Origin of the sequence: Vibrio sp. 2-2(8), assembly GCF_963888495.1 — a bacterium.
Taxonomy (GTDB): domain Bacteria; phylum Pseudomonadota; class Gammaproteobacteria; order Enterobacterales; family Vibrionaceae; genus Vibrio; species Vibrio anguillarum.
On sequence record NZ_CAWPJM010000011.1, the window covers coordinates 431,347 to 455,720 of the forward strand.

The window sequence follows — 24,374 nt, forward strand, 5'->3', positions numbered from 1 at the left end:
AGCATTAGAAAATGAAATACAGTAGAGCAAAAACAGGAAATGCAGCCGTCAGACTATCGATACGATCCAAAACGCCGCCATGCCCAGGAATAATATTACTGCTGTCTTTAATTCCTGAAACGCGCTTAAACATACTTTCGACCAGATCACCGAGCACAGAGATAATCACAGTCGCTAATGTAATACCGACCATCGACAGCGTGTTTGTAAACCGGATATCAAACCAATCAGCAGTAAACCACGCCACAATCAATGCCGTAATAATGCCACCAATCAACCCTTCAATGGTTTTATTTGGACTGACTGCTGGTGCCATTTTGTGCTTACCAAAACTTTTGCCCGCAAAATAAGCGCCACTGTCTGCAGCCCAAACAATTAAGCAGACAAATAGCACCAACTTAGCACCGTGGTATGGCTCACTCAAAAAGGCTTCTGCGCGTAAAAAAAGTACGCTCCAGAAAAAAGGAAGTAGCGTAAGCACACCAAAGAGGTGCCTAAGTAGATTGGATTTTTCCCACCATGGACGGGATTTAGGATAGGTAATAGCTAAAAAGCTAGAAAACAGCCACCAAGCCACCCCAATACTTAATATCACATAGTGATTCGAGTTCATGTTGGCTAGGCTAACGGCATCAGGGGAAATCAGTAGGTAACTTGCTCCACCAATGATAATGGCAGGTAACAGCGCCAGATACCTAGATGTCGAATCGATAAACTGCGTCCATTCCCATACACCGACGAGCGCCACAAGGGCCAAAACGGCCATAAATAGGGGGAGTGGCAGTTCAAAAATGCCCAGCATCACCAGTGGAGCTAATATGAGCGCCGTGATAATTCGTTGCTTCAAACTAATGGATCCTTTATTTCTGTTCCATCAATGCCTTAACCTGTTCCCCTGTGCAGCCAAAACGGCGTTCACGGTTAACAAACCAAGTCACTGCTTCAATTAAACTTTCTTCACCAAACTCAGGCCAGTAAATCGGCGTAAAGTACATCTCTGCATAGGCCAATTGCCACAACATAAAATTACTAATACGACATTCACCGCTGGTACGAATGAGCAAATCCACTTCAGGAATATCAGACATCGTTAGCGACTGTGTAATCAGCGTCTCGTCAATCTGATCAGGAGAAAGCTCACCGCTCGCCACTTTGACCGCGATAGAGCGCATTGCTTCTGTGATATCCCATTTTCCGCCATAGTTTGCGGCGATATTAACGACCATGCCACTGTTTGATGAGGTTAACTCTTCTGCCTGAGCTATTTTTGTTTGTAAGCGTGAGCTAAAACGTGTTTTATCACCAATGACTCTAAGACGCAGATTGTTCTTATGCAGCTTTTTTACTTCTGTGGATAGCACAGTAATAAACAACTCCATCAACACGCCCACTTCAGCTTCCGGACGCCGCCAATTTTCACTGCTAAAGGCAAACAAAGTAACGGCTTTAATACCCAATTTCGCTGCAGTAGAAATGGTTCTTCGGACCGCTGCTACACCATTCTTATGACCAAATACACGAGGTTTACCTTGTGCTTTAGCCCAACGGCCATTTCCGTCCATAATGATTGCGATGTGTTGGGGTAATACATCAGATGAGAGGGATGAGTTTTGCATAAGAAATTAATTGATTACCAAACTGATAGGGCAAAATAGCATAAAAAAACGCTGCACTGTGAGCACAGCGTTTTAGAAAGGCTAAAAAGAGCGAATTAAACTTCCATTAACTCTTTTTCTTTTGCAGCAAGAACTTCATCAATTCTCTTAATCGCTACATCGGTAAGTTTTTGAATCTCTTCTTGCGCTTTATGATCTTCGTCTTCAGAGATTTCTTTATCTTTCAGTAGAGCTTTTAAGTCGCCATTGGCATCACGACGAATGTTGCGAACCGCAACGCGACCACCTTCGGCTTCACCACGAACAATTTTCACCAAATTACGACGACGTTCTTCGGTCAGTGGTGGCAGTGGTACACGAATAACCGTACCTGCAGACATTGGGTTTAGACCCAAATCAGACATCAAAATCGCTTTTTCAACTTTTGGCGTCAACTCTTTATCAAAAACAGTGATCGCGAGAGTACGTGCATCTTCAGCTACAACGTTAGCGATTTGATTCAGCGGTGTCGAAGCACCATAGTAATCGACAGAAATGCCGGAGAGTAAACTTGGGTGAGCGCGACCAGTACGTACCTTAGAAAGGTTGTTTTTCAGGGCATCTACGCTCTTATCCATACGCTCTTGAGCGTCTTTCTTGATTTCGTTAATCACAAATATCACCTACTTGTTTTTTTGTTTTGGAGTGATTAGTCAGCGGTGCTAATTAGTGTACCTTCCGCTTCACCCATTACCACGCGACGTAGTGCGCCCGGTTTGTTCATATTAAATACGCGGATTGGCATTTTATGGTCACGCGCTAGCGTAAACGCGGCCAAGTCCATCACTTTTAGCTCTTTTTCAAGCACGGTTGTATAAGACAGCTTATCATACAGTTCTGCGTCTGGGTTTGCCACTGGGTCTGCACTAAATACGCCATCTACTTTTGTCGCTTTTAGAACCACATCCGCTTCAATTTCAATACCGCGCAAACAGGCAGCAGAATCGGTTGTGAAGAATGGGTTACCAGTACCCGCTGAGAAGATCACAACACGGCCTTGACGTAGTTGGCTGATAGCATCGGCCCAATTGTAATCGTCACACACACCTTTAAGAGGAATGGCAGACATCACGCGCGCATTCACATAAGCACGGTGCAAAGCATCACGCATTGCCAAACCATTCATTACGGTTGCCAGCATTCCCATGTGGTCGCCCACAACACGGTTCATGCCCGCTTCAGCAAGACCTGCGCCACGGAATAAGTTACCGCCGCCGATGACAACACCCACTTGAACACCCAGTTCAACCAGTTCTTTTACTTCCTGTGCCATGCGATCTAACACCGCAGGATCAATACCAAAACCTTCTTCGCCTTGTAGCGCTTCACCGCTAAGTTTTAACAGGATACGTTGATAGGCTGGTTTAGGGTTCGTAGTCATGGAGCTTACCTTCCAAATAGAGAGTTGTTAATTAACAGTCATGATTTAAAACTGAATACTGAATTCTAAATCATCACAATTAGTCTCAATATGCCATTCGTAAAAAGACCGCAGCCTTGGCTACGGTCTCTTTTTAGGCAAAATCGCTAGGATTAACCTTTTTGAACCATTGCAACTTCTTCAGCGAAGCTAAGTTCTTGAGCTTTCTCAATACCTTCACCAACTTCTAGACGTACGAAGTTAGTAACGGTTGCGCCTTTAGCTTTCAGCATTGCGCCAACAGTTTGAGAAGGATCCATGATGAACGCTTGACCAGTAAGTGATACTTCACCTGTGAACTTAGTCATGCGGCCTTCAACCATTTTCTCAGCAATTGCTGCTGGCTTGCCAGATTGCATTGCGATTTCGATTTGGATTTCACGCTCTTTAGCCACAACTTCTGCTGGTACATCTTCAGGGTTCACGTACTCAGGTTTTGCAGCAGCAACGTGCATTGCTACGTGTTTGATGGTCTCTTCATCCGCTTCACCAGCAACCACAACACCGATACGGTCGCCATGGCGGTATGAACCTACTTTAGCGCCTTCAATGTAATGAACGCGACGGATAGTGATGTTTTCACCAATTTTAGCAACAAGAGCAATACGTGCTTCTTCAAATTTAGCTTGAAGTGCTGCGATATCTAGACGCTCAGCAAGTGCAACCGCTAGAACTTCGTTAGCGAACGCTAGGAAGCTTGAATCTTTTGCTACGAAGTCAGTTTGGCAGTTCACTTCTAGAAGTGCTGCAAAACCATCAGCTTCTTTAATTAGGATAGTACCTTCAGCTGCGATGTTACCTGCTTTTTTCGCTGCTTTAGCTGCGCCGCTTTTGCGCATGTTTTCAATTGCTAGTTCGATGTCAGCGTTTGCTTCTACAAGCGCTTTTTTACATTCCATCATACCTGCGCCAGTACGCTCGCGCAGTTCTTTTACTAGAGCAGCAGTTACAGTTGCCATTCTCTATTCCTCAGTTGATTCTGGTGGTAAAAATCAGGGGCCGATTGTTTGGCCCCTGATGCTAACTATAACTTGTTCAATGCATCAATCGTGTGACACATATAATCAAGTGTGACTCAGAGCCGCTATTATTCTGCTTCTACGAAACCGTCTTTTGCAGCAGCAAGTGCAGCTGCATCTTTGTTACGACCTTCGTTAACCGTTTCTGCAACAGCATTTAGGTAAAGCTGGATTGCACGGATTGCGTCGTCGTTACCAGGGATAATGTAGTCAACGCCATCTGGGTTAGAGTTAGTATCAACAACAGCGTAAACTGGGATACCTAGGTTGTTTGCTTCTTTAACTGCAATGTGCTCGTGATCTGCATCGATAACGAATAGTGCGTCAGGTAGACCGCCCATATCTTTGATACCACCAAGAGATTTCTCTAGCTTCTCCATTTCACGAGTACGCATTAGAGCTTCTTTCTTAGTTAGCTTATCAAAAGTGCCATCTGTTGCTTGAATTTCAAGCTCTTTTAGACGCTTGATTGACTGACGAACAGTTTTCCAGTTAGTTAGCATGCCGCCCAACCAGCGGTTGTTAACGTAGAATTGGTTGCTTGCGATAGCCGCTTCTTTAACAGCTTCAGATGCTGCGCGTTTAGTACCAACGAAAAGAACTTTACCTTTTTTCTCGCCAACTTTTTGTAGCTCAGCTAGAGCTTCGTTGAACATAGGAACAGTTTTTTCTAAGTTGATGATGTGAACACGGCTACGAGCACCAAAAATGAATGGCTTCATTTTTGGGTTCCAGTAACGAGTCTGGTGACCGAAGTGAACACCAGCTTTTAGCATGTCGCGCATTGATACAGTTGCCATTTAAAAATCCTCTATGGGGTTAGGCCTCCACATTCCCCATGTATCCGACCCCTAACATCTATTCGGTTGTTGCCGATAGTTTTATTGTTGGAGCACCCCGGAACACGTGTCGGAATGTGTGTGATTTAAAGATAATGTGTTTAGAAAGGAAGGTGGGCTTCGTCATTTCAGAAGAAAACGCACTTCGATTCCGGCGCGCTTTATACCATATTTAGCCCTTCTCTGGCTAGAAAAAAATACGACACATCATGGCTTAGGTAAGCTGTAGTTATGCAAACAATTCTTACTTACCGACAGGGATCCCTTGCGATTCATCCATGCACTGCTAGAATAACGCCCATTCGCACAGTTAAGTGCTTAAGAATTAATGCATAGAGAAAGCCGATGTCTGTAAAAATCAAAACTGCTGAAGAAATAGCCAAAATGCGCGTCGCGGGTAAACTGGCTGCCGATGTCCTTGAGATGATTGAACCGCATGTAAAAGTGGGCATCACCACTGAAGAACTTGACCAGATCTGCCACAAGTACATCACTGAAGTACAGCAAGCTATTCCAGCACCATTGAATTACCACGGTTTTCCTAAATCGATCTGTACCTCTATTAATCACATTGTTTGTCACGGTATACCGGCAACTCAAGATACGCAGTATGGGCAATTACAGCGTCCAGCGGTACTGAAAGAGGGTGATATTCTGAACATTGATATCACGGTTATTAAAGATGGCTACCACGGTGATACCTCAAAGATGTTCTTTGTCGGTGAAGTGTCGCCAGCAGATAAGCGCCTATGTCTTGTTGCGCAAGAGTGTCTTTATATCGGCATGAAGAAGGTCAAACCCGGAGTTCAATTGGGTGAGATTGGTACTGCGATCGAAAAACACATTAAAACCAATAATAAAAATAACCCACGCCTTAAATTTTCGATTGTGAAAGATTATTGCGGCCACGGTATTGGCGCTCAATTTCATGAAGAACCGCAAGTGGTTCACTATAAAAACGGCGACAGAACCGTACTGCGTGAAGGGATGATTTTCACTATCGAGCCCATGATTAATGCGGGTAAATTTGGTTGCCGCCTTGATGATGAAGACAATTGGACGGTTTACACCGCCGATGGCAAAAACTCAGCGCAGTGGGAACACACCATTTTGGTTACCGCCACTGGCTGTGAAGTGCTGACGCTGCGTGAAGAAGAAACCATTCCGCGTCTGATGCATAACGCCTAATTACATCGAACCAAAACCTTATCAATCAATATCCCTCTTGCAGGGATATTTTTTTATCTGCAGTGATTTGATACAGTCAGTCTACGTTGTGACATATCACTAGCATGGATTGCCGTTATGCCTTTTCAGTCTCCCCTCACCTTTACTGACACACAACTCACTATCGGCGAGCTTAAACAACAACTTGAACAGTTCACTCAGTATCAGAAACATCAATTTTTGCACCACCATCCGGTCAACGACCTGGTATTAGGCCGCTCTGAATATATGGACCAACTGCTCTACAGGTTATGGGAACATTACGCATTTTCGCAGGTTCCAGACATCAGTTTAGTGGCCGTCGGAGGCTATGGCCGCGGTGAACTTCATCCTCTTTCTGATATCGATATTCTGGTCGTCTCCAATCATACTTTACCCGCTGAACTCGGCAGTAAAATTAGCGAATTCATTACCTTGTTGTGGGATTTGCGTTTAGAAGTGGGCCATGCCGTGCGTACCGTGCAGCAGTGCGCTGAAATTGGCCGTGAAGATTTAACCGTCGCAACAAACTTACAAGAAGCTCGGTTATTATGTGGTAGCGAAGAGACATTTTATAAACTCAAGATGTTGATTCATTCTGAATCGTTTTGGCCAAGCGAAACCTTTTACCGCGCCAAAATTCAAGAGCAGCGCGACCGACACGCTCGTTACCATGACACCACTTATAACCTTGAACCCGATATCAAATCGACTCCTGGAGGCTTAAGGGACATTCATACTTTAAGCTGGGTGGCTAGACGCCACTTTGGTGCAACATCACTGCTTGAAATGAGCCGTTTTGGTTTTTTAACTGATGCTGAATATCGTGAGCTAGTAGAGTGCCAAGACTTTTTATGGCGCGTGCGCTTTGCGCTGCACATTGAATTAAAACGCTATGACAATCGGCTTATTTTTGCTCATCAAGCTCAAGTGGCAGAACATCTGGGCTTTACTGGTGAAGGGAATCGCGCAGTCGAGATGATGATGAAAGAGTTCTACCGTACGCTACGTCGTGTTGCGGAACTCAACAAAATGCTCCTGCGTCTGTTTGATCAAGCCATACTCAATAACGGCGAAGAAGCCGTGGCAGAAATTTTAGATGATGATTTTCAACGTCGTGGCAACTTAATAGAAGCTCGTAAACCCGCGCTTTTCCAAGCTCGCCCTGAAACGATCTTAGATATGTTTATTCATATCGCCAATGATTCCAGCATCGAAAGCGTCGCACCCACAACCATGCGCCAGTTGCGTACAGCCAGAAGGCGGCTCAATAAATTCCTGCACACCATTCCCGAAGCGCGTGAAAAATTCATGGCATTGGTACGTCACCCTAACGCACTACATCGTGCGTTCAGCCTGATGCATAAATTAGGCGTGCTCGCCGCTTATCTTCCCCAATGGAGCCAAATTGTTGGACAAATGCAGTTCGACCTATTCCATGTTTATACGGTTGATGAACACAGCATTCGTCTTCTCAAACACATCAATACCTTTAGCTACGCACAAAATCACGATAAACACCCCATCTGTTGCGAAGTTTACCCACGCCTCCAGAAAAAGGAGATGCTGATTCTGGCCGCTATTTTTCACGACATTGCCAAAGGGCGTGGCGGCGATCACTCTGAAATCGGTGCGGTAGAAGCCTATGATTTTTGTATTGAACACGGTTTATCAAAACCTGAAGCAAAATTAGTTTCTTGGCTGGTACAAAACCACCTCTTGATGTCGGTAACGGCGCAAAGACGCGACATTTACGACCCTGATGTCATTACCGAATTTGCCAAAAAAGTGCGCGATGAAGAGTATCTCGAACATCTTGTTTGCCTGACTGTCGCGGACATCTGCGCTACTAACCCTGAGCTTTGGAACAGTTGGAAACGCACCTTGCTGGCAGAGCTATATCACTCAACACAGCGGGCACTTAGGCGTGGGCTTGAAAACCCGGTAGATGTGCGCGATCGCATTCGCCACAACCAACAAATGGCATCCGCATTGCTTCGTAAAGAAGGCTACAGCGCACGTGAAATTGAAGTGCTTTGGCAGCGCTTTAAAGCCGATTACTTTTTGCGTCACACTCACAAGCAGATCGCTTGGCATTGTGAGCACCTACTCAAACATAGCGACCCAAGCCAACCGCTGATCCTGATGAGCAAAAAAGCCACTCGTGGCGGCACTGAATTGTTTGTTTACACTAAAGATCAACCTGCCCTCTTTGCGACTGTGGTTGCTGAACTGGACCGTCGAAATCTCAATGTTCATGATGCGCAGATCATGTCGAGTAAAGATGGCTACGTCCTTGATACCTTCATGGTACTGGATCAAAACGGCCATGCAATTGACGAAGAGTGTCACCCATCGTTGATCAAACACCTACTCAGTGGGCTAGAAACCGGTTGGCAGAACAAACTGAAATTGCGCCGCACGCCACGTAACTTGCAACATTTTAAAGTCAAAACTAAAGTCGATTTTTTACCCACCAAAAGCAATAAACGAACCTTAATGGAATTAGTCGCACTTGATACTCCGGGACTGCTGGCAACGGTCGGAGCCACATTTGCTGACTTAAACATTAACCTGCATGGTGCAAAAATCACCACCATTGGCGAACGAGCAGAAGATTTATTTATTCTCACCGGTTCGCAAGGCGGAAAATTGAGTGAAGAAGAAGAGTGCACGTTACGTGAAATGCTGATTAAAAATGTTTCTGAACTCGCGCCAAATTAAACGGAAAAGGAAAGCGATCTGGTCCACAACTTGAACCATTGATATCACGATGAACTATCTCGGGCGAGCATGGACTGCTACATTGAAATGGTTCATTGATGTGTCACAAAATACAATAGAGGTTGCCTATGTATCCCTACCTCACCGGTTTAGGCATTCAAGATCCTAAACAGATTGAGCGCTATTCACTTCGTCAAGAAGCCCATAAAGATGTGTTGAAGATTTACTTTCATAAGCAGAAAGGCGAGCTGTTCGCTAAAAGCGTGAAATTTAAATACCCTCGACAAGTAAAAAATGTATTGGTCGATAGCGGCAGCCATCAATACAAAGAGGTGACGGAGATCAACCGTAATTTAACCTTGGTGATTGATGAACTAAATAAAATCACTAAGCCGGTTCCTATGAGTGATCTCGATCTGAAGCAAAAAATATTGACTGACTTGCGCCATTTGGAAAAAGTGGTCACGAGCAAAATCGCTGAAATTGAAGCTGACTTAGAGAAGCTAAAATAGTCTCAAGACGGTAAAGTAACTTTAGATACCCAGAGCATCGAATAACCCTGTTTCAGATAACTCTTCACTGACAAAAAAGGTTCCCAAAGGAACCTTTTTTGTTGCTAAGTCTAAGCCGTCAATCAATATTGAACGCTGACCATGTTATAACCAACCCGCCCAAAAGCCGACCCAATACAGCGCAATCGCGGATACAACACCTGCCACAATATCATCGAGCATAATCCCCAAACCACCATGCACTCGTTTATCTAACCAACTAATCGGCCACGGTTTGAGCATATCGAAAAAGCGAAACAGCACGAATCCAGCCACCAGCCATTTCCAATCTAAACTAGGCAGTTCAAGCACTGGCACGACTAGCATTGTTATCCAAAAACCAGCAAATTCATCCCACACAATCGAACCGTGGTCATGCACTTTCATGTCGTCAGAAGTCACTTGGCAAATTTTCACGCCCACCAAGCAAGCCAGCACAACCACAGCACAATATACAGTGAGAGGGAGCTGTACTAACAGCAAATAAAAAGGCACTGAGGTAAGCGTTCCCATTGTGCCGGGCACGATAGGCGATAGGCCACTGCCAAAACCCGTGGCCAAAAGATGCCAAGGGTTCTTTAATGAGATTAATGCGATAGGGTTTGTCATCCGTTCACCTTAAAATGATCATAGCCGCTTAACTGCCAATTGAGTTTTTTGCCTTGATGCTGGAGCTCAAAAATACCCTGCGGGCGAATTTGGCCAATGCAACTCACCTTACAACCACAATGAGCAAGCGCACTTTCGATGGAACCTCGGTTATGCTCTGGAACAGTGAAACACAACTCATACTCTTCACCGCTGGTTAGTGCATATTGCTGGGCTATTTGTCTCTCGCCCACAAACTGCAACAGCTCTTGCGAGATAGGCAACGCACCGACATCTAAACTCACCCCAACATTTGAACGATGCAAAATATGTTTGAGATCAGACACTAAACCATCGGAAATATCAATTGCAGAAGAAGCCAAATGAAGCAATGCTTGGCCAGCAAGAATTCTTGGCGTTGAGAGATAGTGACGCTTTTCAAGCTCTTGGGCAAAAGGTTTATGGCGTAAGCTTGGGTCAAGAACCACATCGAGCCCTGCTTGGCTATCACCAAGCTCGCCAGTGACATAAACCCAATCTCCCACTTTGGCTCCACTGCGCAGCAGCGCCAATTCTTGTGGCACAAAACCTTGTACTGTCAAGGTAATGCTCAGTGGTCCTTTGGTTGTATCCCCACCAATTAGCTGAATATTGTAGTAATTCGCAAGTTCGAAAAAAGCATCACAAAAGGGTTTTAGCCATGCTTCATCGACACTAGGTAGAGTGAGTGCGAGCGATACCCAAGCAGGCGTTGCCCCCATCGCAGCCAAATCACTGATGTTAGATGACAATGCTTTATGAGCCACCCAAGCCGAATTCGCATCGGTTAAAAAATGAGTGCCTGCGACTAAGGTGTCGGTACTGATGGCGATCCGAACATTTTCTGGTGCTTTGACCAATGCACAATCATCTCCTAGAGCAAGAGAGACATCTTTACGTTGTGACTGACGGTTAGAGAAATAGGTATCGATTAAATTGAATTCACCGAACATAAAAAATTCCCTGCCCTGAGTTTTTATTATGTACATCATTTCTCATCGCTTAGGGCTTTCGCGGAGAAAGATCCGTCATAAAAAAGGTCAGCGAATGCTGACCTTTTATTTTAAAACGACTTATTATTTTTTGCGTACATGTGGGGCGGCTTTATCAAGCACGCCATTCACAAACTTATGGCTATCTTCAGCAGCAAATACTTTTGCTAACTCAATCGCCTCATTGATGACCACTTTATATGGCACATCATCGCGACGAGTCATTTCGTACATGGCTAAACGAAGTAACGCCAATTCCATCATGTCTAAGTCTTGCATTGGACGAGACACGAAAGGACGCAATTTGCTATCTAGCTCTGTGTGGCTTAGCACTACACCCGTGAGTAGATCACGGAAATATGCAACGTCGGTTTCTGGAGCCGCTAACGCTGGCTCAGCAGCATGATGCTCTTCTTCATCATACTTACCACCCGAGAGGAATTGCTCTTCGATAGTGGCAACATTTTCTTTTGTAATTTGCCAAGAATAAATTGCTTGTAGCGCAAATTGACGTGCATTACGACGTGCGGCTGGTTTCACACTGGCCCCCATTAGGAATCGATTTCTGAAAGAACGTTAATCATCTCAAGCGCGCTTAGTGCAGCTTCTGCACCTTTGTTACCAGCCTTGGTTCCCGCGCGTTCAATGGCTTGATCGATGGTATCAACAGTTAGAACACCAAATGCTACTGGAAGGCTGTATTCCAGAGACACTTGCGCCAAACCTTTATTGCATTCACTGCACACATAATCAAAGTGTGGCGTACCACCACGAATCACAGTGCCAAGAGACACGATAGCGTCGTATTTACCCGTTTTTGCTACGCGTTGAGCAGTAAGAGGTAATTCGACAGCACCAGGGCAGCGAACAACAGTAATATTGTCATCGCTAACTTGTCCGTGACGCTTTAAAGTATCGATTGCACCAGAAAGCAGGCTTTCGTTAATAAAACTGTTGAAACGAGAAATAACGATAGCAATTTTTGCATTTGGTGCGGGGAAACCACCCTCGATCACTTTCATAAGCCTTCCTTTAACTATATACACAAGTGAGAATCGCCGGATTCTAGCACAATTTTGTGAGCAATATCTAATGGAAATTCGGCTTAGACGGCAAACCAAGCGGCTAATCAGCGAAATAATAAAGGAAGCGTTGGGCTTCCTTTATTGGTTTTATTACGGTGTATTTTTAAATGTGACCTTAGGTTCTAAGCGCTAAAACGAGATGACATTATTGGCAAACATACTCAGTCACATTCAAGCCGAAACCGCCTAAAGCGTGATACTTTTTATTGGCTGAAGAGAGTAAACGCATATCACGAACACCTAAATCCGCCAGAATTTGTGAACCAATCCCCACACGGCGTGAAGTACCTTGTTTTTTCGCTAAAGTAGGCGCTTGGCCTTTGTCTTGTTGCTCAAACATTTTAACGCGATGGATCAATAAGTCGCTCGACTCTTCATTACCTAAAATGACCAATACGCCGCCCTCTTGGCCGATACGCTGCATCGCTTTATCTAAAGTCCAACTGCGTTCAGCATTGCGATCGCTACGCAGTAAATCGGTAAAGGTATCGTGCAGATGAACTCGCACCAATGGCGCTTGACCATCCAATGTTCCTTTTTGCAATGCGTAATGGATCTGATTATCAATCACGTCGCGGTAAGTGATCAGTTCAAATTCACCGTATTCTGTCGGCAACTTGCACTGTGCAACACGCTCAATGGTCGTCTCCGTATTGTTACGGTATTCAATCAGATCAGCAATCGTACCGAGTTTTAAACCATGTTGCTCGGCAAACACTTCAAGATCAGGGCGACGCGCCATGGTGCCGTCATCATTTAAAATTTCGACGATCACAGAGGCGGGCTCTAATCCCGCAAGGCGCGCTAAATCACAACCGGCTTCCGTATGCCCAGCGCGAGTTAAAACGCCCCCCTCTTGTGCAGCTAGTGGGAAAATGTGACCAGGTTGCACTAAGTCTGAAGCTTTCGCCTCTTTCGCCACCGCAGCTTGTACCGTCACGGCGCGATCGGCCGCTGAAATGCCGGTAGTTACGCCTTCGGCCGCTTCAATCGAGACGGTAAAATTGGTGGTGTATTGAGCATTATTATCCTGCACCATAGGAGCCAAGCCTAAACGCTGACAACGAGCTTTAGTCATGGTTAAGCAGATCAGGCCACGACCAAATTTAGCCATAAAATTAATCGCTTCAGGAGTAACGTGCTCGGCGGCCATGATCAAGTCACCTTCGTTCTCACGATCTTCGTCATCCATTAAGATGACCATTTTCCCAAGGCGAATATCTTCAATGATCTCTTGCGGGGTACTTATTGGCATACTCTATTTTCCTATCGCTGAACTATTTTCCGCACAGTCCCTGACTTAGATTTATCCACGACCGTGGTGGCATGGGACAATGCGCGGTTTACGCAAAACCATTTTGTTGTAAAAATGCTAAGCTAATTTTCGACTCTGGTGTCTCTTCATCTTGCTGGTTTTGCAGCAAACGCTCCATATAACGCGCGAGCACATCCACTTCCAAATTCACTTTACGCCCAACATGAAACGCATCAATGGTCGTTTCGGCAGAAGTGTGAGGCACTATGGTCAGCTTAAAGGCATTCTTTCTTAAATCATTCACAGTGAGGCTGATACCATCTACTGTAATTGAGCCTTTTTCAGCCACGTATTTATTCAATGCCGGTGGGATCGCTACCCAAAACTCTATCGAACGACCAACAGGATTTCGTTCAATGATTTCACCAACACCGTCAACGTGCCCAGAAACAATGTGTCCACCAAAACGAGTGGTCGGCAACATGGCTTTTTCTAGGTTGACCTTGTCACCAACTTGATAGTGAGCAAACCCGGTTTTGTTGAGCGTTTCTAGTGAGAGATCCGCTGTATATTGAGTGCTGTTATAATCTACCACGGTCAAACAGACACCATTTGTGGCAATACTGTCACCAAGTTTGACATCGCTCATATCAAGATGGCCGACTTTCACGGTCACGCTGATGTCTTCACCTTTGGGCGTAATCGCGGCAAGTGTACCTACCGCCTCGATAATTCCTGTAAACATGCTATTTATCTTTTATTTTAGGTACGGCAATGATCCGAATATCCGGCCCAACTTGTCGTACATCTTTGATGATTAACTCTAGCGTATCCGCCATGGAAGATAGCCCCAAAGCACCAAATAGCCCCCGACCATCACTACCCATGATTTTAGGCGCTAAGTACAAAATGATCTCATCGACCAATTGGGCTTGGATCAGTGAACGAGCCAGTGTGGCACCAGCTTCTACCCAGAGATGATTCATTTGTGACTGCTCAGCTAAATAAGCTAAGGTATCCGCTAACTCAAATTGTGTCTGGTTGCTATTGAGCAATGACGTATGTTCAGTGCCAAGCACCAATACTTCACCGGAATGTTGATACAGCTTTAGACCATCATGGAGTTGGTTTTGCCTGTCAAGAATGACTCGCACTGGTTGGCGTAACTGATGTTGTGGGTAGTTCACTTGCACTGATGGAGGTAGTTCATCCCAACGCACAGTCAATGAAGCATCATCTTCAATCACTGTTTTGCTGGTCGATAAAATCCCACCCGCTTTGGCGCGAAATTTTTGCACATCTCGCCGCGCGGCCGCTGAAGTGATCCATTGACTCTGACCATTATTGAGTGCTGTTTGTCCATCAAGACTTGCGGCCATTTTCAATTGGACAAAGGGCATCCCACTTGTCATGCGTTTAATAAAACCCGGATTGAGCGCGATGGCATCCGCTTCTAACAAACCGACTTCGACTTCAATCCCAGCGTCACGCAGCATTTGAATACCACGCCCAGCGACTTGAGGATTCGGATCTTGCATTGCGCAAATCACTTTCGCCACTTTGGCGTTAATCAAGCCTTCAGCGCAAGGCGGTGTACGGCCATGATGCGAGCAAGGCTCTAAAGTGACATAAGCGGTAGCGCCTTGCGCTTGCTCGTTTGCCATGCGTAAGGCGTGCACTTCCGCATGCGGCTCACCAGCACGAACATGAAAACCTTCACCAACAATCTGCTCTCCTTGAGTGATCACGCAGCCGACATTGGGGTTAGGTTGAGTGGTAAAAACGCCACCTTTGGCAAGCTCAATGGCTCGCGACATCATTTGATAATCAAAAGGAGTAAACATAAGCGATTAATCTTCCAGCTTCGCGATTTCTTCACCAAACTCACGAATATCTTCAAAACTGCGATACACCGAGGCAAAGCGGATGTAAGCGACTTTATCGAGTACTTTGAGCTGCTCCATCACCAAGTTACCAATCATTTTACTTGGGACTTCTCGCTCACCAGTAGCTCGCAACTGAGATTTAATCATACTGATTGCAAGCTCAATCGCATCGGCGCTGACGGGGCGTTTTTCTAATGCTCGCTGTATACCACCGACCATTTTATCTTCGTTAAACGGTTCACGATTTCCATTTGATTTGATGACTCTTGGCATCAAGAGCTCGGCCGATTCAAACGTGGTAAAACGTTCATTACATGCCAAACATTGACGGCGACGGCGCACTTGATGGCCATCTGCGACAAGACGAGAATCAATCACTTTGGTGTCGTTCTCTGAACAAAAAGGACAATGCATATCACCTCCATAGCAATGAGCATCAGTGTACCGGAATTAGTACGCAAGTTGAACGCAAAAGGGGCATCAGCCCCTTTTCAATCTCTATTTTGTTAACAACCACACTTTGCGTTATCCATAACGAAAAGAACTTAACGACGTGATAAGTAATTGGCTTTGCCAACCCACTTGTAACTGGTCAACTCTTCTAAGCCCATCGGCCCGCGAGCGTGCAATTTTTGGGTCGAAACGGCCACTTCAGCGCCTAAACCAAATTGAGCCCCATCGGTAAAACGCGTCGAAGCATTGACATACACTGCAGCAGAGCCCGCGGAATTAATAAACAGCTCTGCATTAAATAGGTCATTTGTCATGATAGCATCCGAATGGCTTGCATTGTGTTCACGCATATGTTCAATCGCTTGCTGCACGTCATCGACCACTTTGACGCCCAAAGTGTAACTTAGCCATTCGGTGTCAAAATCGCCTTCAACGGCCTCTCTCAACTGTTTCGCATGGCTCATGCAGGCTTGGGCTTTTGGCTCGACAACGAAGGTCACTTGATCATTAAGTCGTAGCACCAGTTTTGCCAAAAATTCACTCGCAATCGCTTGATGAACCAGCAAAGTATCCAGTGCGTTGCACGCAGAAGGGCGCTGAATTTTTGCGTTTTCAATCACCTCGACTGATTTATCTAGATCCGCAGATTGATCAACAAAAATATGGCTAATGCCAAAACCACCAATAATCACCGGAATGGTGCTGTTTTCTTTGCACATTTTATGTAGGCTAGCGCCGCCGCGCGGAATGATCATATCGACATATTCATCCAGCTTGAGCAGCTGTGAAACCAGTTCGCGATCCGGTTTTTCAATATACTGCACCGCAGCCGCTGGAAGTTGCGCTTTTTCTAGCGCCGATTGAATAACGTTGACTAGCGCCATATTGGAGAAAAAGGTCTCTTTCCCTCCCCGTAAAATACTGGCGTTACCCGTTTTTAAACACAATGCCGCAATATCAATGGTCACATTCGGACGCGCTTCATAAATAACGCCCACCACACCTAACGGTACTCGGCGGCGAGACAATGACAATCCGTTTTCAAGCACTCGGCTATCGATTTCACTACCGACAGGGTCATTGAGATTAATCACATTACGCACGTCATTAGCAATGGCTTGCAGGCGTGATTCATTGAGCAATAGGCGATCAAGCATGGCATCGTTCAACCCGGCTTGGCGGGCCAGTTCGATATCTTGAGCATTCGCTTTTAAAATCGCGGCGCTCTGCTCCTCCAGTTCATCGGCAATGATCGCTAATGCATTGTTTTTTTGTGTCGTTGAAACGGTAGCGAGCTGGAAAGCGGCCTGTTTGGCGGCTTTACCCATTATGGTTAAATCCACTTTCTTTTCCTTACTATTCTTGGATCACAACAAGATCATCGCGATGAATGACTTCTGAGCCATAATCGTAACCTAAAATGCCTCCGATATCTTTGCTGTGTTTGCCCGCGATTTTGGCTAAGTCTTGGCTGGAATAAGCGGCGATGCCACGGGCAATTAATACGCCTTGTTTATCGGTTACTCGCGCCACTTCACCACGTGCAAAAGTACCACTGACATTCACTACCCCTTTCGCTAATAAGCTACTGCCATTCGCGACTACAGCGTTGACGGCTCCGCCATCAATGACAATGTCACCAGAAGCGGCAGGACCCGCTAAAATCCAGCGTTTGCGGTTTTCTAACGCTTCGGTACATGGCAAGAAACGGGTGCCTTGTGGCGCATCACTTAAAGAGTCAAAAATAACGTTGCTGGCACGCCCTGCGGCGATAATGACTTCAATCCCTGCACGACGAGCAATATCAGCGGCCTGAAGCTTAGTTGCCATACCTCCGGTGCCAAGCGTAGTACCACTACCCCCAGCGATTTTACGCAAGGTATCATCAATGGTTTTGACTTCTTTAATCAGTTCAGCGTTAGGATCTTTACGCGGGTCTGCGGTGAAGAGCCCTTTTTGGTCAGTGAGCAGCAATAGTTTATCGGCACCACATAAGATACCAACCAAGGCTGACAAATTGTCGTTGTCGCCCACTTTGATTTCACTAGTTGCCACGGCATCGTTTTCGTTGACCACAGGAATAATATCGTGCTCGACCAAAGCATTAATAGTATCTCGCGCATTCAAAAAACGCTCACGGTCTTCCAGATCGGCACGAGTCAGTAGCATTTGACCTATTTTAATCCCATAGATAGCAAAAAGAGATTCCCATGCTTGAATCAGTTGACTCTGCCCAACCGCAGCAAGCAACTGTTTGCTAGCCATTGCGTTGGGGAGTGCGGGGTAACCTAAGTGTTCTCGACCAGCGGCAATTGCGCCCGACGATACAATCACCACTGAGTGGCCTTGCTTTTTCAGTTCAGCACATTGACGGACAAGCTCAACCATATGAGCTCTATCTAACGCCAAAGTACCACCGGTTAATACACTGGTTCCTAGCTTCACAACGATTGTTTGAAGTTGCACCGCTTTTCCGCTTTGTTGATTCGTTGTCATGATTTCTTCTGAAATGGAAAACACATAAGAGCTGATGTTTTAGCAATCAAAGCAATAATTCACAAGTAGAAAAGGTGCTAAAAAGCACCTTTTTCATCACGAGGATAAGGGGATAACGAAAATCAGACGAATTCAGCGGAATCTTGTGCAATCTCAACACTCAATTCAAAGCGCTCATAGAGACTCGCTACCAGTTTGGCATGAAACTCTTCTTGGGTACGTTTGACTTCAGAAAATACGGATTTAGGAATCGCGTCGGCATCCCACGTGCCAGCTAAGTTGTAACGTCCTGTATGATACTTAGCCTCAAACCCTGATTCTTTCTTAGTAAGTTCCAGCCACCAGCCCCAAAACTCTCGTTTCTCTGGGGATTTTTTGTCATTAACGCAAGACGCAAGGCAATCAAATAAGTAGTGATCCTCACGACATTGGCCTTCTCGTAAATAAGGTCCAATAGCTTTTAAAGCAGACAATAAGCGATAATGAGTCGGGGTGTGGGTCATTTCTGACATATTGACTCTCCATTTCAATGTTAAGAACGATCATTATTTTTATTAATCATATGCTTGTTACCGCATACCAATATCATGCTTAACTAATTTAGTAGAAAAGTCACCTAAATAGCTCATCTTCTAACCACTTTATCGCTAAATCGAGGGATTGCTCATATCCTTGTGTAATTGTTTTGCTTTTTATCTGTTTCGCTTTGCCGTATTCACTAAAAATTGCAACTAATTGATTATCTGAATAGGGTGAAATGGGATCACCTTCTAATCCTAAAGCCAAAATCGGAACTTTAGTTCGCCTACTGGTTAAAAAGCCTTGCACTTTCAGTGACCACGCTCGCATCAACCCAGCAAGGCTATTAATATCCACCACGTCTTTACCTAAACGAGACGCCAGCACATCAATATACATTTTGGGCATTTTTTTCAATTTTTCTGGCGAAGCTAAAATATCGTGGATAGGTGCACCTAATGAAACACAAGCCTTAATTTTATCTTGCTCTAGAAAAGAGAGCCTGATCATGGAGTTACCACCAAATCGAAATCCAACAAGCCCCACTTTTCGATGATCAACCCAAGGCAAGCTTTCCAGTTCATTGAGTACGGCTTGATGCAGACATGAAGAATCTTCAGTTAAGGGCCAATGGGAGCTATGACCTACGGAGGGCATATCAATGGTTAACATCGCAATATCTCTAGGCGCGAGATAATCTCTAAACAAACGCCACATATCCGTCTGCAAACTGTCTAAACCGGCACTAACCAAAACGACCGGATGAGGCCTATCGGTATTGGGCAAATGCAAATTAGCGACTATTTTTTTGTTCTTATAGGGTACTTCAACTTGCTTAATCACATAACGAGTCAATTTGGCCGCTTCGTTATAAGCGCTGTTTGACAGTATCTGCGCCTGCAAGGATAAATTATCATTTTTTAGATGCGGATAACCAGCAATGCTAAAGCAGAGCGACGCGGAAAAAAGTTCATTGGCCGCCTCTTCGTCTTGCTTGTCATTAGCGCGCTTTTGGTGACGCATACCCAGCTTAGTCCACTCGTATGCCCAGTTACCACTGTGATAGCCCATAACCGTATCTAACCAATCCGCTTCGGTTCGCGAATGTTTCGAAGAGGCAATGCGGGCGAGAACTTCTTCTTGCTCTACTGGATCAACACCTTGCCATATCCACTGTAAACGCCTGAGATTTCGATACCAAACGTACCCTTCTTGCTGTTTTTTTAGGTCCAAAATTTCTTGGCTGCTTGGCATATAACGGGTCAATGCCGAGGTTTCTTGGGCTTGCTTGTATTTCTGGAACAAGGTTTCAGAAAGGTTTTGGCTGTTAGATTCAGACATAAGTCGATTCAATTGAGAGCGGTGCTCTAATAGTAATAAAAAAAATGGCCCGATAAAGGGCCATTTTCAAATAAACGCAAAGAAAAACATTACTTTTGTTTACGGTTAATCGGTTCTGCGTATTGAATCGTCATATCCCATGGCTGCTCAATCCACGTATCTTGAGCAATATCCACAACGTAATCATCTAACAAGCTGACGCCAGAAGGCTTCGCACACACCGCAATCAATTTCGCTTTAGGATACATTTCACGTAGCTTACGTGCGGTATCACCACTATCGACCAAATCTTCAACAATTAAGAAACCTTCGCCGTCACCTTCAGGTGCTTTGATCACTGTCATGTCACGCTGATGATCATGATCGTAACTTGAAATGCAAATCGTATCGACATGGCGAATACCTAATTCACGCGCCAATATGGCACCAGGAACCAAACCACCGCGGCTCACCGCCCAAATACCTTTCCATTGCTCTGCAGGCATCTGTTTTTCTGCCAATTGACGACAGTAAGTCTGCATGTTGTCCCAAGTGATAACGAATTTATTGCTCATTGTTGTAAACCTAATTATTTAAATAATCTGTGTCGTTCATTACATTGCAGAGGCGATATACTTAAAGATGAAGATGGCTGACATCACCCACACACTCATCGATACACTGCGCCCTTTGCCACTAAATAGTTTGATAGCCGCATAAGCAATGAAACCAAGAGAAATACCTTCTGCGATAGAGAATGTCAGCGGCATTAATAAACAGGTAACGACGACAGGAGCCGCTTCTGTTAAATCGCGCCAATCAATACTGACCAAACCAGAAAGCATCAAAATTGCCACGTAAAATAATGCACCAGACGTAGCGTACGCAGGGATCATTCCAGCTAATGGCGAGAAGAATAATGCAAGTAAGAACAAAATGCCAACAACGACTGCAGTCAGCCCTGTGCGCCCGCCAGCAGCAACACCCGCCACACTTTCAATGTAAGAGGTTGTGTTTGATGTACCCAGCAGGGCACCGACTGACGTAGCGGTAGAATCGGCAAGCAATGCTTTATTTAGACGTGGGATTTTACCATCTTTGCCAATCAAATCTGCCTTTTGCGCCACACCAACTAAGGTGCCAGCCGTGTCAAATAGATCGACAAACAGAAACGCAAACACCACTGAGATCATACCCACTTCAAAAACGGCGGAGAAATCAAGCTGCAAAAAAGTTGGCGCAATACTTGGTGGTGCCGACATAATGCCATGCCACTGAACGTCACCAAACACTAAACCAAGGCCAGTAACCGCAAGAATCGCGATCATTACGGCACCCTTTAAACCACGATGAACCAAAGCAATCGTCAGGAAGAAACCTATCGCACCGAGTACAGCTGGAAGAGAAGTAATTGCGCCGACAGAAACCAAAGTTGCAGGGTTATCAACCACAATGCCTGCATTTTTCAGGGCAATAAAGGCAAGAAAAAGTCCAATACCGGCCGAGATCCCCGTTCGTAATGACATCGGAATCGAACCGATGATCCACTCACGGATTTTAAAGATACTAAGAAAAATGAACAGCACACCAGAAACGAATACCGCCGCCAGCGCAACTTGCCATGTATATCCCATGCCGAGCACAACGGCGTAAGTAAAAAATGCGTTTAACCCCATACCCGGAGCCTGTGCGATTGGGTAGTTGGCAACAAAGCCCATGATGAAACAGCCAATAGCCGCCGCAAGACACGTAGCAACAAATACTGCACCACGGTCCATGCCGGCATCCGCTAAGATCGCAGGGTTAACAAAGATAATGTATGCCATCGTGAGAAATGTCGTTATTCCTGCGATAACCTCAGTGCGCACGTTTGTGCCATATTCACTAAGTTTAAATAGCCTTTCGAGCATGATCGAGTCCTATAAGGGTAAAAAGTAAACGGTTGCGTAATCGATTGGCTGTGGATTATAGAGAGATCAGATCACAAATTCCAGATAGAATTAAGGCTGTAATATGCTTTTATTAATGGCTTATGAACCTAGTCGCGCTTCATTTCTTCAAAAAGAAAAAGCGGATTTCCATATCGTGTTGCCATTGAGCCGTAAAGGAAGTGCTGAACATTGAGATAAAAAAACGCCACCTCATCTGAGGTGGCGGCGAATCATTTTAGCCAAACTGACTACAAAAAAATTCCAATATCTAGGGGGTGAACATACAGTTCAAATAACATGCTTAAAGTCTTAATAACCAAAGCTTGTTGGGTAAGCAAAGTTGCCAGTGTAAACAGACTTGTTTGTCCAGAACATTGCTGATGGTAAACCTTTCATAACTATCACCTTATAAAATCAATTGAACATAAATTTGATTTCTCGGTTCCATGGAGGCGATAAACGGACTCATCCTTTGAGCATTTTTTCTTCGCTTTCGAAGTTGGTTACAAATATACCACCAAGAAATTAAATTACAATATTTAGCGTGATAAAAATCACATAATTTTATTTTAATGATCTACATCAACATATTTAGGTAATTAAATTACACAAATATCAGCAAAAAATGATTATTAGGCGGTAAGGGGAAGAATCTCATCGCCGATTGTGTCATCTCTTCTATACGCTACAGTCGATTTAATGTGACACCAATAAAACAATTCTCAAGCGGTGAGGCTACTCGCTGATTGTCGAGAGTGGTATGCTGTCCACCACTACAAGTCATGCTCAGATCTAGTCGATATCGCTACCAAAGAAACATTTCGCCTGTTCATGATCTGGCAAGCTCGAATAAAAGGAGTATTCCGTGTCTGAGTTCTATTCTGAAATCAGTAAATTGTCATCGGCACCCGTATGGCAATTTTTCGATAAAATCTGTTCCATTCCTCACCCGTCTAAGCATGAAGAAGCCTTAGCCCAGCACATCATCCAGTGGGCGACAGAGCAGGGTTTAGCGGTACGCCGAGATCCAACCGGCAACGTTTTCATAAAAAAACCAGCGACAGCTGGCATGGAACATAAGAAAGGTGTGGTTCTACAAGCTCATATTGATATGGTGCCGCAAAAAAACGAAGACACGCAGCACGACTTTGCTAAGGACCCTATCCAACCGTATATCGATGGCGAATGGGTAACAGCCAAAGGAACCACTTTAGGTGCCGATAACGGTATGGGTATGGCAGCATGTTTGGCTGTTCTCGCGTCAAAAGAGCTCAAGCACGGTCCTATTGAGGTGTTACTGACGATTGATGAAGAAGCGGGTATGACAGGTGCTTTCGGCCTTGAAGCGGGTTGGTTAGAAGGAGAGATCCTGCTCAATACTGATTCAGAACAAGAGGGCGAAGTATATATGGGCTGTGCTGGTGGTATTGATGGCGCAATGACTTTTAATATCCAACGACAAGCCATGCCTGCTGGTTACGTAACACATCAATTGATTTTGAAAGGGTTAAAAGGAGGTCACTCTGGATGTGACGTCCATACTGGCCGTGGGAATGCTAACAAGCTGCTGGCTCGCTTTCTTGCTAGTCACGCACAAGAACTTGATTTACGTTTGATCGAGTTTCGCGGTGGTAGCCTACGTAACGCCATTCCTCGAGAAGCGTTTGTCACCGTGGCCATTCCTGCCGAAAATGGGGTAAAACTGGATGAGCTATTTAGCACCTATACCCAGCTAGTGAAAGAAGAGCTTGGACGCGTCGAAACAGGAATTGTCACTTTCAACAACCCGCAAGAAAATGCAGAAAATGTCTTCGCTCTTGTTGATCAACAACGTTTTATTGCCGCATTAAACGCGTGTCCAAACGGTGTGATCCGGATGAGCGATGAAATTGAAGGCGTGGTTGAAACCTCATTGAATGTCGGTGTGATTACCACGCAAGAAAACTCTGTGACTGTGTTATGCCTTATTCGTTCTCTGATTGATTCAGGTCGCCAACAGGTTGAAAGCATGCTCAAATCCGTTGCTGAGCTAGCGAATGCGGAAATTGCCTTTACTGGTGCTTATCCGGGCTGGAAACCAGATGCCGATTCAGAGATCATGGCTATTTTCAGAGACATGTACCAAGGTATTTACGGTCATAAACCGAATATCATGGTGATCCATGCTGGTCTAGAATGTGGTCTTTTCAAAAAACCGTACCCAGAAATGGATATGGTTTCGTTTGGCCCAACCATTAAATTCCCTCACTCACCGGATGAGAAAGTGAAGATCGACACAGTCGACCTTTTCTGGGAGCAAATGGTTGCCCTACTAGAGCATATTCCAGCGAAAGTTTAACCCACTCTGATGTCGAATTCTTCAACCAGCGTGTAATAGCAAGTTGATGAATATCTTG

At 45.0% G+C, this 24,374-nt stretch carries 24 protein-coding genes; 4 read left to right on the forward strand and 20 right to left on the reverse strand.

Annotated features, from left to right (window positions below):
- Positions 1–4: 4 nt before the first annotated feature.
- The 6 genes from AACV12_RS04850 to rpsB all read right to left on the reverse strand — a co-directional run bounded on the left by AACV12_RS04850 (position 5) and on the right by rpsB (position 4,894).
- Complete coding sequence (locus AACV12_RS04850) at positions 5–847, reverse strand: phosphatidate cytidylyltransferase (protein WP_170898789.1); 843 nt, start codon at positions 845–847, stop codon at positions 5–7.
- A 13-nt stretch (positions 848–860) separates the two neighbouring features.
- Complete coding sequence (locus tag AACV12_RS04855; RefSeq protein ID WP_013856207.1) at positions 861–1,616, reverse strand: isoprenyl transferase; 756 nt, start codon at positions 1,614–1,616, stop codon at positions 861–863.
- Between the two features lie 95 nt (positions 1,617–1,711).
- Positions 1,712–2,269 (reverse strand): ribosome recycling factor, encoded by a 558-nt coding sequence (frr, locus tag AACV12_RS04860; protein WP_010320122.1) that lies wholly within the window; start codon positions 2,267–2,269, stop codon positions 1,712–1,714.
- A 35-nt stretch (positions 2,270–2,304) separates the two neighbouring features.
- Positions 2,305–3,036, reverse strand: coding sequence for a UMP kinase (pyrH, locus tag AACV12_RS04865; protein ID WP_010320123.1), 732 nt, complete (start codon positions 3,034–3,036; stop codon positions 2,305–2,307).
- A gap of 152 nt (positions 3,037–3,188) precedes the next feature.
- Positions 3,189–4,034, reverse strand: coding sequence for a translation elongation factor Ts (gene tsf, locus AACV12_RS04870; RefSeq protein ID WP_013856205.1), 846 nt, complete (start codon positions 4,032–4,034; stop codon positions 3,189–3,191).
- A 128-nt stretch (positions 4,035–4,162) separates the two neighbouring features.
- The gene (gene rpsB, locus AACV12_RS04875; protein ID WP_013856204.1) at positions 4,163–4,894 is read right to left on the reverse strand and encodes a 30S ribosomal protein S2; all 732 of its coding nucleotides are present in this window, start codon (positions 4,892–4,894) and stop codon (positions 4,163–4,165) included.
- Positions 4,895–5,278: 384 nt separating this feature from the next.
- On the opposite strand from rpsB, the gene map reads away from it, so the two are divergent.
- The 3 genes from map to AACV12_RS04890 all read left to right on the forward strand — a co-directional run bounded on the left by map (position 5,279) and on the right by AACV12_RS04890 (position 9,375).
- The gene (gene map, locus AACV12_RS04880) at positions 5,279–6,121 is read left to right on the forward strand and encodes a type I methionyl aminopeptidase (RefSeq protein WP_017044011.1); all 843 of its coding nucleotides are present in this window, start codon (positions 5,279–5,281) and stop codon (positions 6,119–6,121) included.
- A gap of 117 nt (positions 6,122–6,238) precedes the next feature.
- The gene (gene glnD, locus AACV12_RS04885) at positions 6,239–8,863 is read left to right on the forward strand and encodes a bifunctional uridylyltransferase/uridylyl-removing protein GlnD (protein WP_170899988.1); all 2,625 of its coding nucleotides are present in this window, start codon (positions 6,239–6,241) and stop codon (positions 8,861–8,863) included.
- Positions 8,864–8,991: 128 nt separating this feature from the next.
- A complete protein-coding gene (locus tag AACV12_RS04890) occupies positions 8,992–9,375 on the forward strand; it encodes a DUF3461 family protein (protein ID WP_026027637.1) in 384 nt (127 codons plus the stop codon).
- 144 nt (positions 9,376–9,519) lie between these two features.
- On the opposite strand, the gene pgpA is transcribed toward AACV12_RS04890, so the two are convergent.
- The 14 genes from pgpA to AACV12_RS04960 form a co-directional block, all read right to left on the reverse strand.
- Positions 9,520–10,023 (reverse strand): phosphatidylglycerophosphatase A, encoded by a 504-nt coding sequence (gene pgpA, locus AACV12_RS04895; protein ID WP_170899989.1) that lies wholly within the window; start codon positions 10,021–10,023, stop codon positions 9,520–9,522.
- Positions 10,020–10,994, reverse strand: a complete 975-nt coding sequence (thiL, locus tag AACV12_RS04900; protein WP_170899990.1) for a thiamine-phosphate kinase — start codon at positions 10,992–10,994, stop codon at positions 10,020–10,022. Before thiL ends, pgpA begins: the two co-directional genes overlap by 4 nt.
- Positions 10,995–11,117: 123 nt before the next feature.
- Positions 11,118–11,585, reverse strand: coding sequence for a transcription antitermination factor NusB (nusB, locus tag AACV12_RS04905; RefSeq protein WP_013856197.1), 468 nt, complete (start codon positions 11,583–11,585; stop codon positions 11,118–11,120).
- The gene (gene ribH / locus AACV12_RS04910; RefSeq protein WP_026027639.1) at positions 11,585–12,055 is read right to left on the reverse strand and encodes a 6,7-dimethyl-8-ribityllumazine synthase; all 471 of its coding nucleotides are present in this window, start codon (positions 12,053–12,055) and stop codon (positions 11,585–11,587) included. The genes nusB and ribH overlap by 1 nt, the downstream gene beginning before the upstream one ends.
- A gap of 208 nt (positions 12,056–12,263) precedes the next feature.
- Positions 12,264–13,373 carry a bifunctional 3,4-dihydroxy-2-butanone-4-phosphate synthase/GTP cyclohydrolase II gene (gene ribBA / locus AACV12_RS04915; protein ID WP_013856195.1) on the reverse strand — a complete coding sequence of 370 codons (1,110 nt, stop codon included), beginning with the start codon at positions 13,371–13,373 and terminating at the stop codon, positions 12,264–12,266.
- Positions 13,374–13,461: 88 nt separating this feature from the next.
- Entirely contained in the window at positions 13,462–14,118 is a 657-nt protein-coding gene (locus AACV12_RS04920) for a riboflavin synthase (protein WP_010320134.1), read from the reverse strand.
- Between the two features lies 1 nt (position 14,119).
- The gene (gene ribD / locus AACV12_RS04925) at positions 14,120–15,217 is read right to left on the reverse strand and encodes a bifunctional diaminohydroxyphosphoribosylaminopyrimidine deaminase/5-amino-6-(5-phosphoribosylamino)uracil reductase RibD (RefSeq protein ID WP_017047324.1); all 1,098 of its coding nucleotides are present in this window, start codon (positions 15,215–15,217) and stop codon (positions 14,120–14,122) included.
- 6 nt (positions 15,218–15,223) lie between these two features.
- Positions 15,224–15,673, reverse strand: coding sequence for a transcriptional regulator NrdR (nrdR, locus tag AACV12_RS04930; RefSeq protein ID WP_010320136.1), 450 nt, complete (start codon positions 15,671–15,673; stop codon positions 15,224–15,226).
- A gap of 131 nt (positions 15,674–15,804) precedes the next feature.
- Positions 15,805–17,055 carry a glutamate-5-semialdehyde dehydrogenase gene (locus AACV12_RS04935; protein ID WP_017047325.1) on the reverse strand — a complete coding sequence of 417 codons (1,251 nt, stop codon included), beginning with the start codon at positions 17,053–17,055 and terminating at the stop codon, positions 15,805–15,807.
- Positions 17,056–17,068: 13 nt separating this feature from the next.
- Positions 17,069–18,208, reverse strand: a complete 1,140-nt coding sequence (proB, locus tag AACV12_RS04940) for a glutamate 5-kinase (protein WP_038148735.1) — start codon at positions 18,206–18,208, stop codon at positions 17,069–17,071.
- Positions 18,209–18,330: 122 nt separating this feature from the next.
- A complete protein-coding gene (gene crl, locus AACV12_RS04945) occupies positions 18,331–18,720 on the reverse strand; it encodes a sigma factor-binding protein Crl (protein ID WP_026028531.1) in 390 nt (129 codons plus the stop codon).
- Positions 18,721–18,820: 100 nt separating this feature from the next.
- Positions 18,821–20,068 (reverse strand): esterase FrsA, encoded by a 1,248-nt coding sequence (gene frsA / locus AACV12_RS04950; protein WP_019281101.1) that lies wholly within the window; start codon positions 20,066–20,068, stop codon positions 18,821–18,823.
- A gap of 89 nt (positions 20,069–20,157) precedes the next feature.
- Positions 20,158–20,622: an oxytetracycline resistance phosphoribosyltransferase domain-containing protein Tet(34) gene (gene tet(34) / locus AACV12_RS04955; RefSeq protein WP_010320141.1), complete on the reverse strand. Its 465-nt coding sequence runs from the start codon at positions 20,620–20,622 to the stop codon at positions 20,158–20,160.
- A gap of 39 nt (positions 20,623–20,661) precedes the next feature.
- The gene (locus tag AACV12_RS04960; RefSeq protein ID WP_013856188.1) at positions 20,662–21,957 is read right to left on the reverse strand and encodes an NCS2 family permease; all 1,296 of its coding nucleotides are present in this window, start codon (positions 21,955–21,957) and stop codon (positions 20,662–20,664) included.
- 886 nt (positions 21,958–22,843) lie between these two features.
- Here AACV12_RS04960 and AACV12_RS04965 point away from each other — a divergent pair.
- Entirely contained in the window at positions 22,844–24,316 is a 1,473-nt protein-coding gene (locus tag AACV12_RS04965; RefSeq protein ID WP_017046587.1) for an aminoacyl-histidine dipeptidase, read from the forward strand.
- Positions 24,317–24,374: the final 58 nt, after the last annotated feature.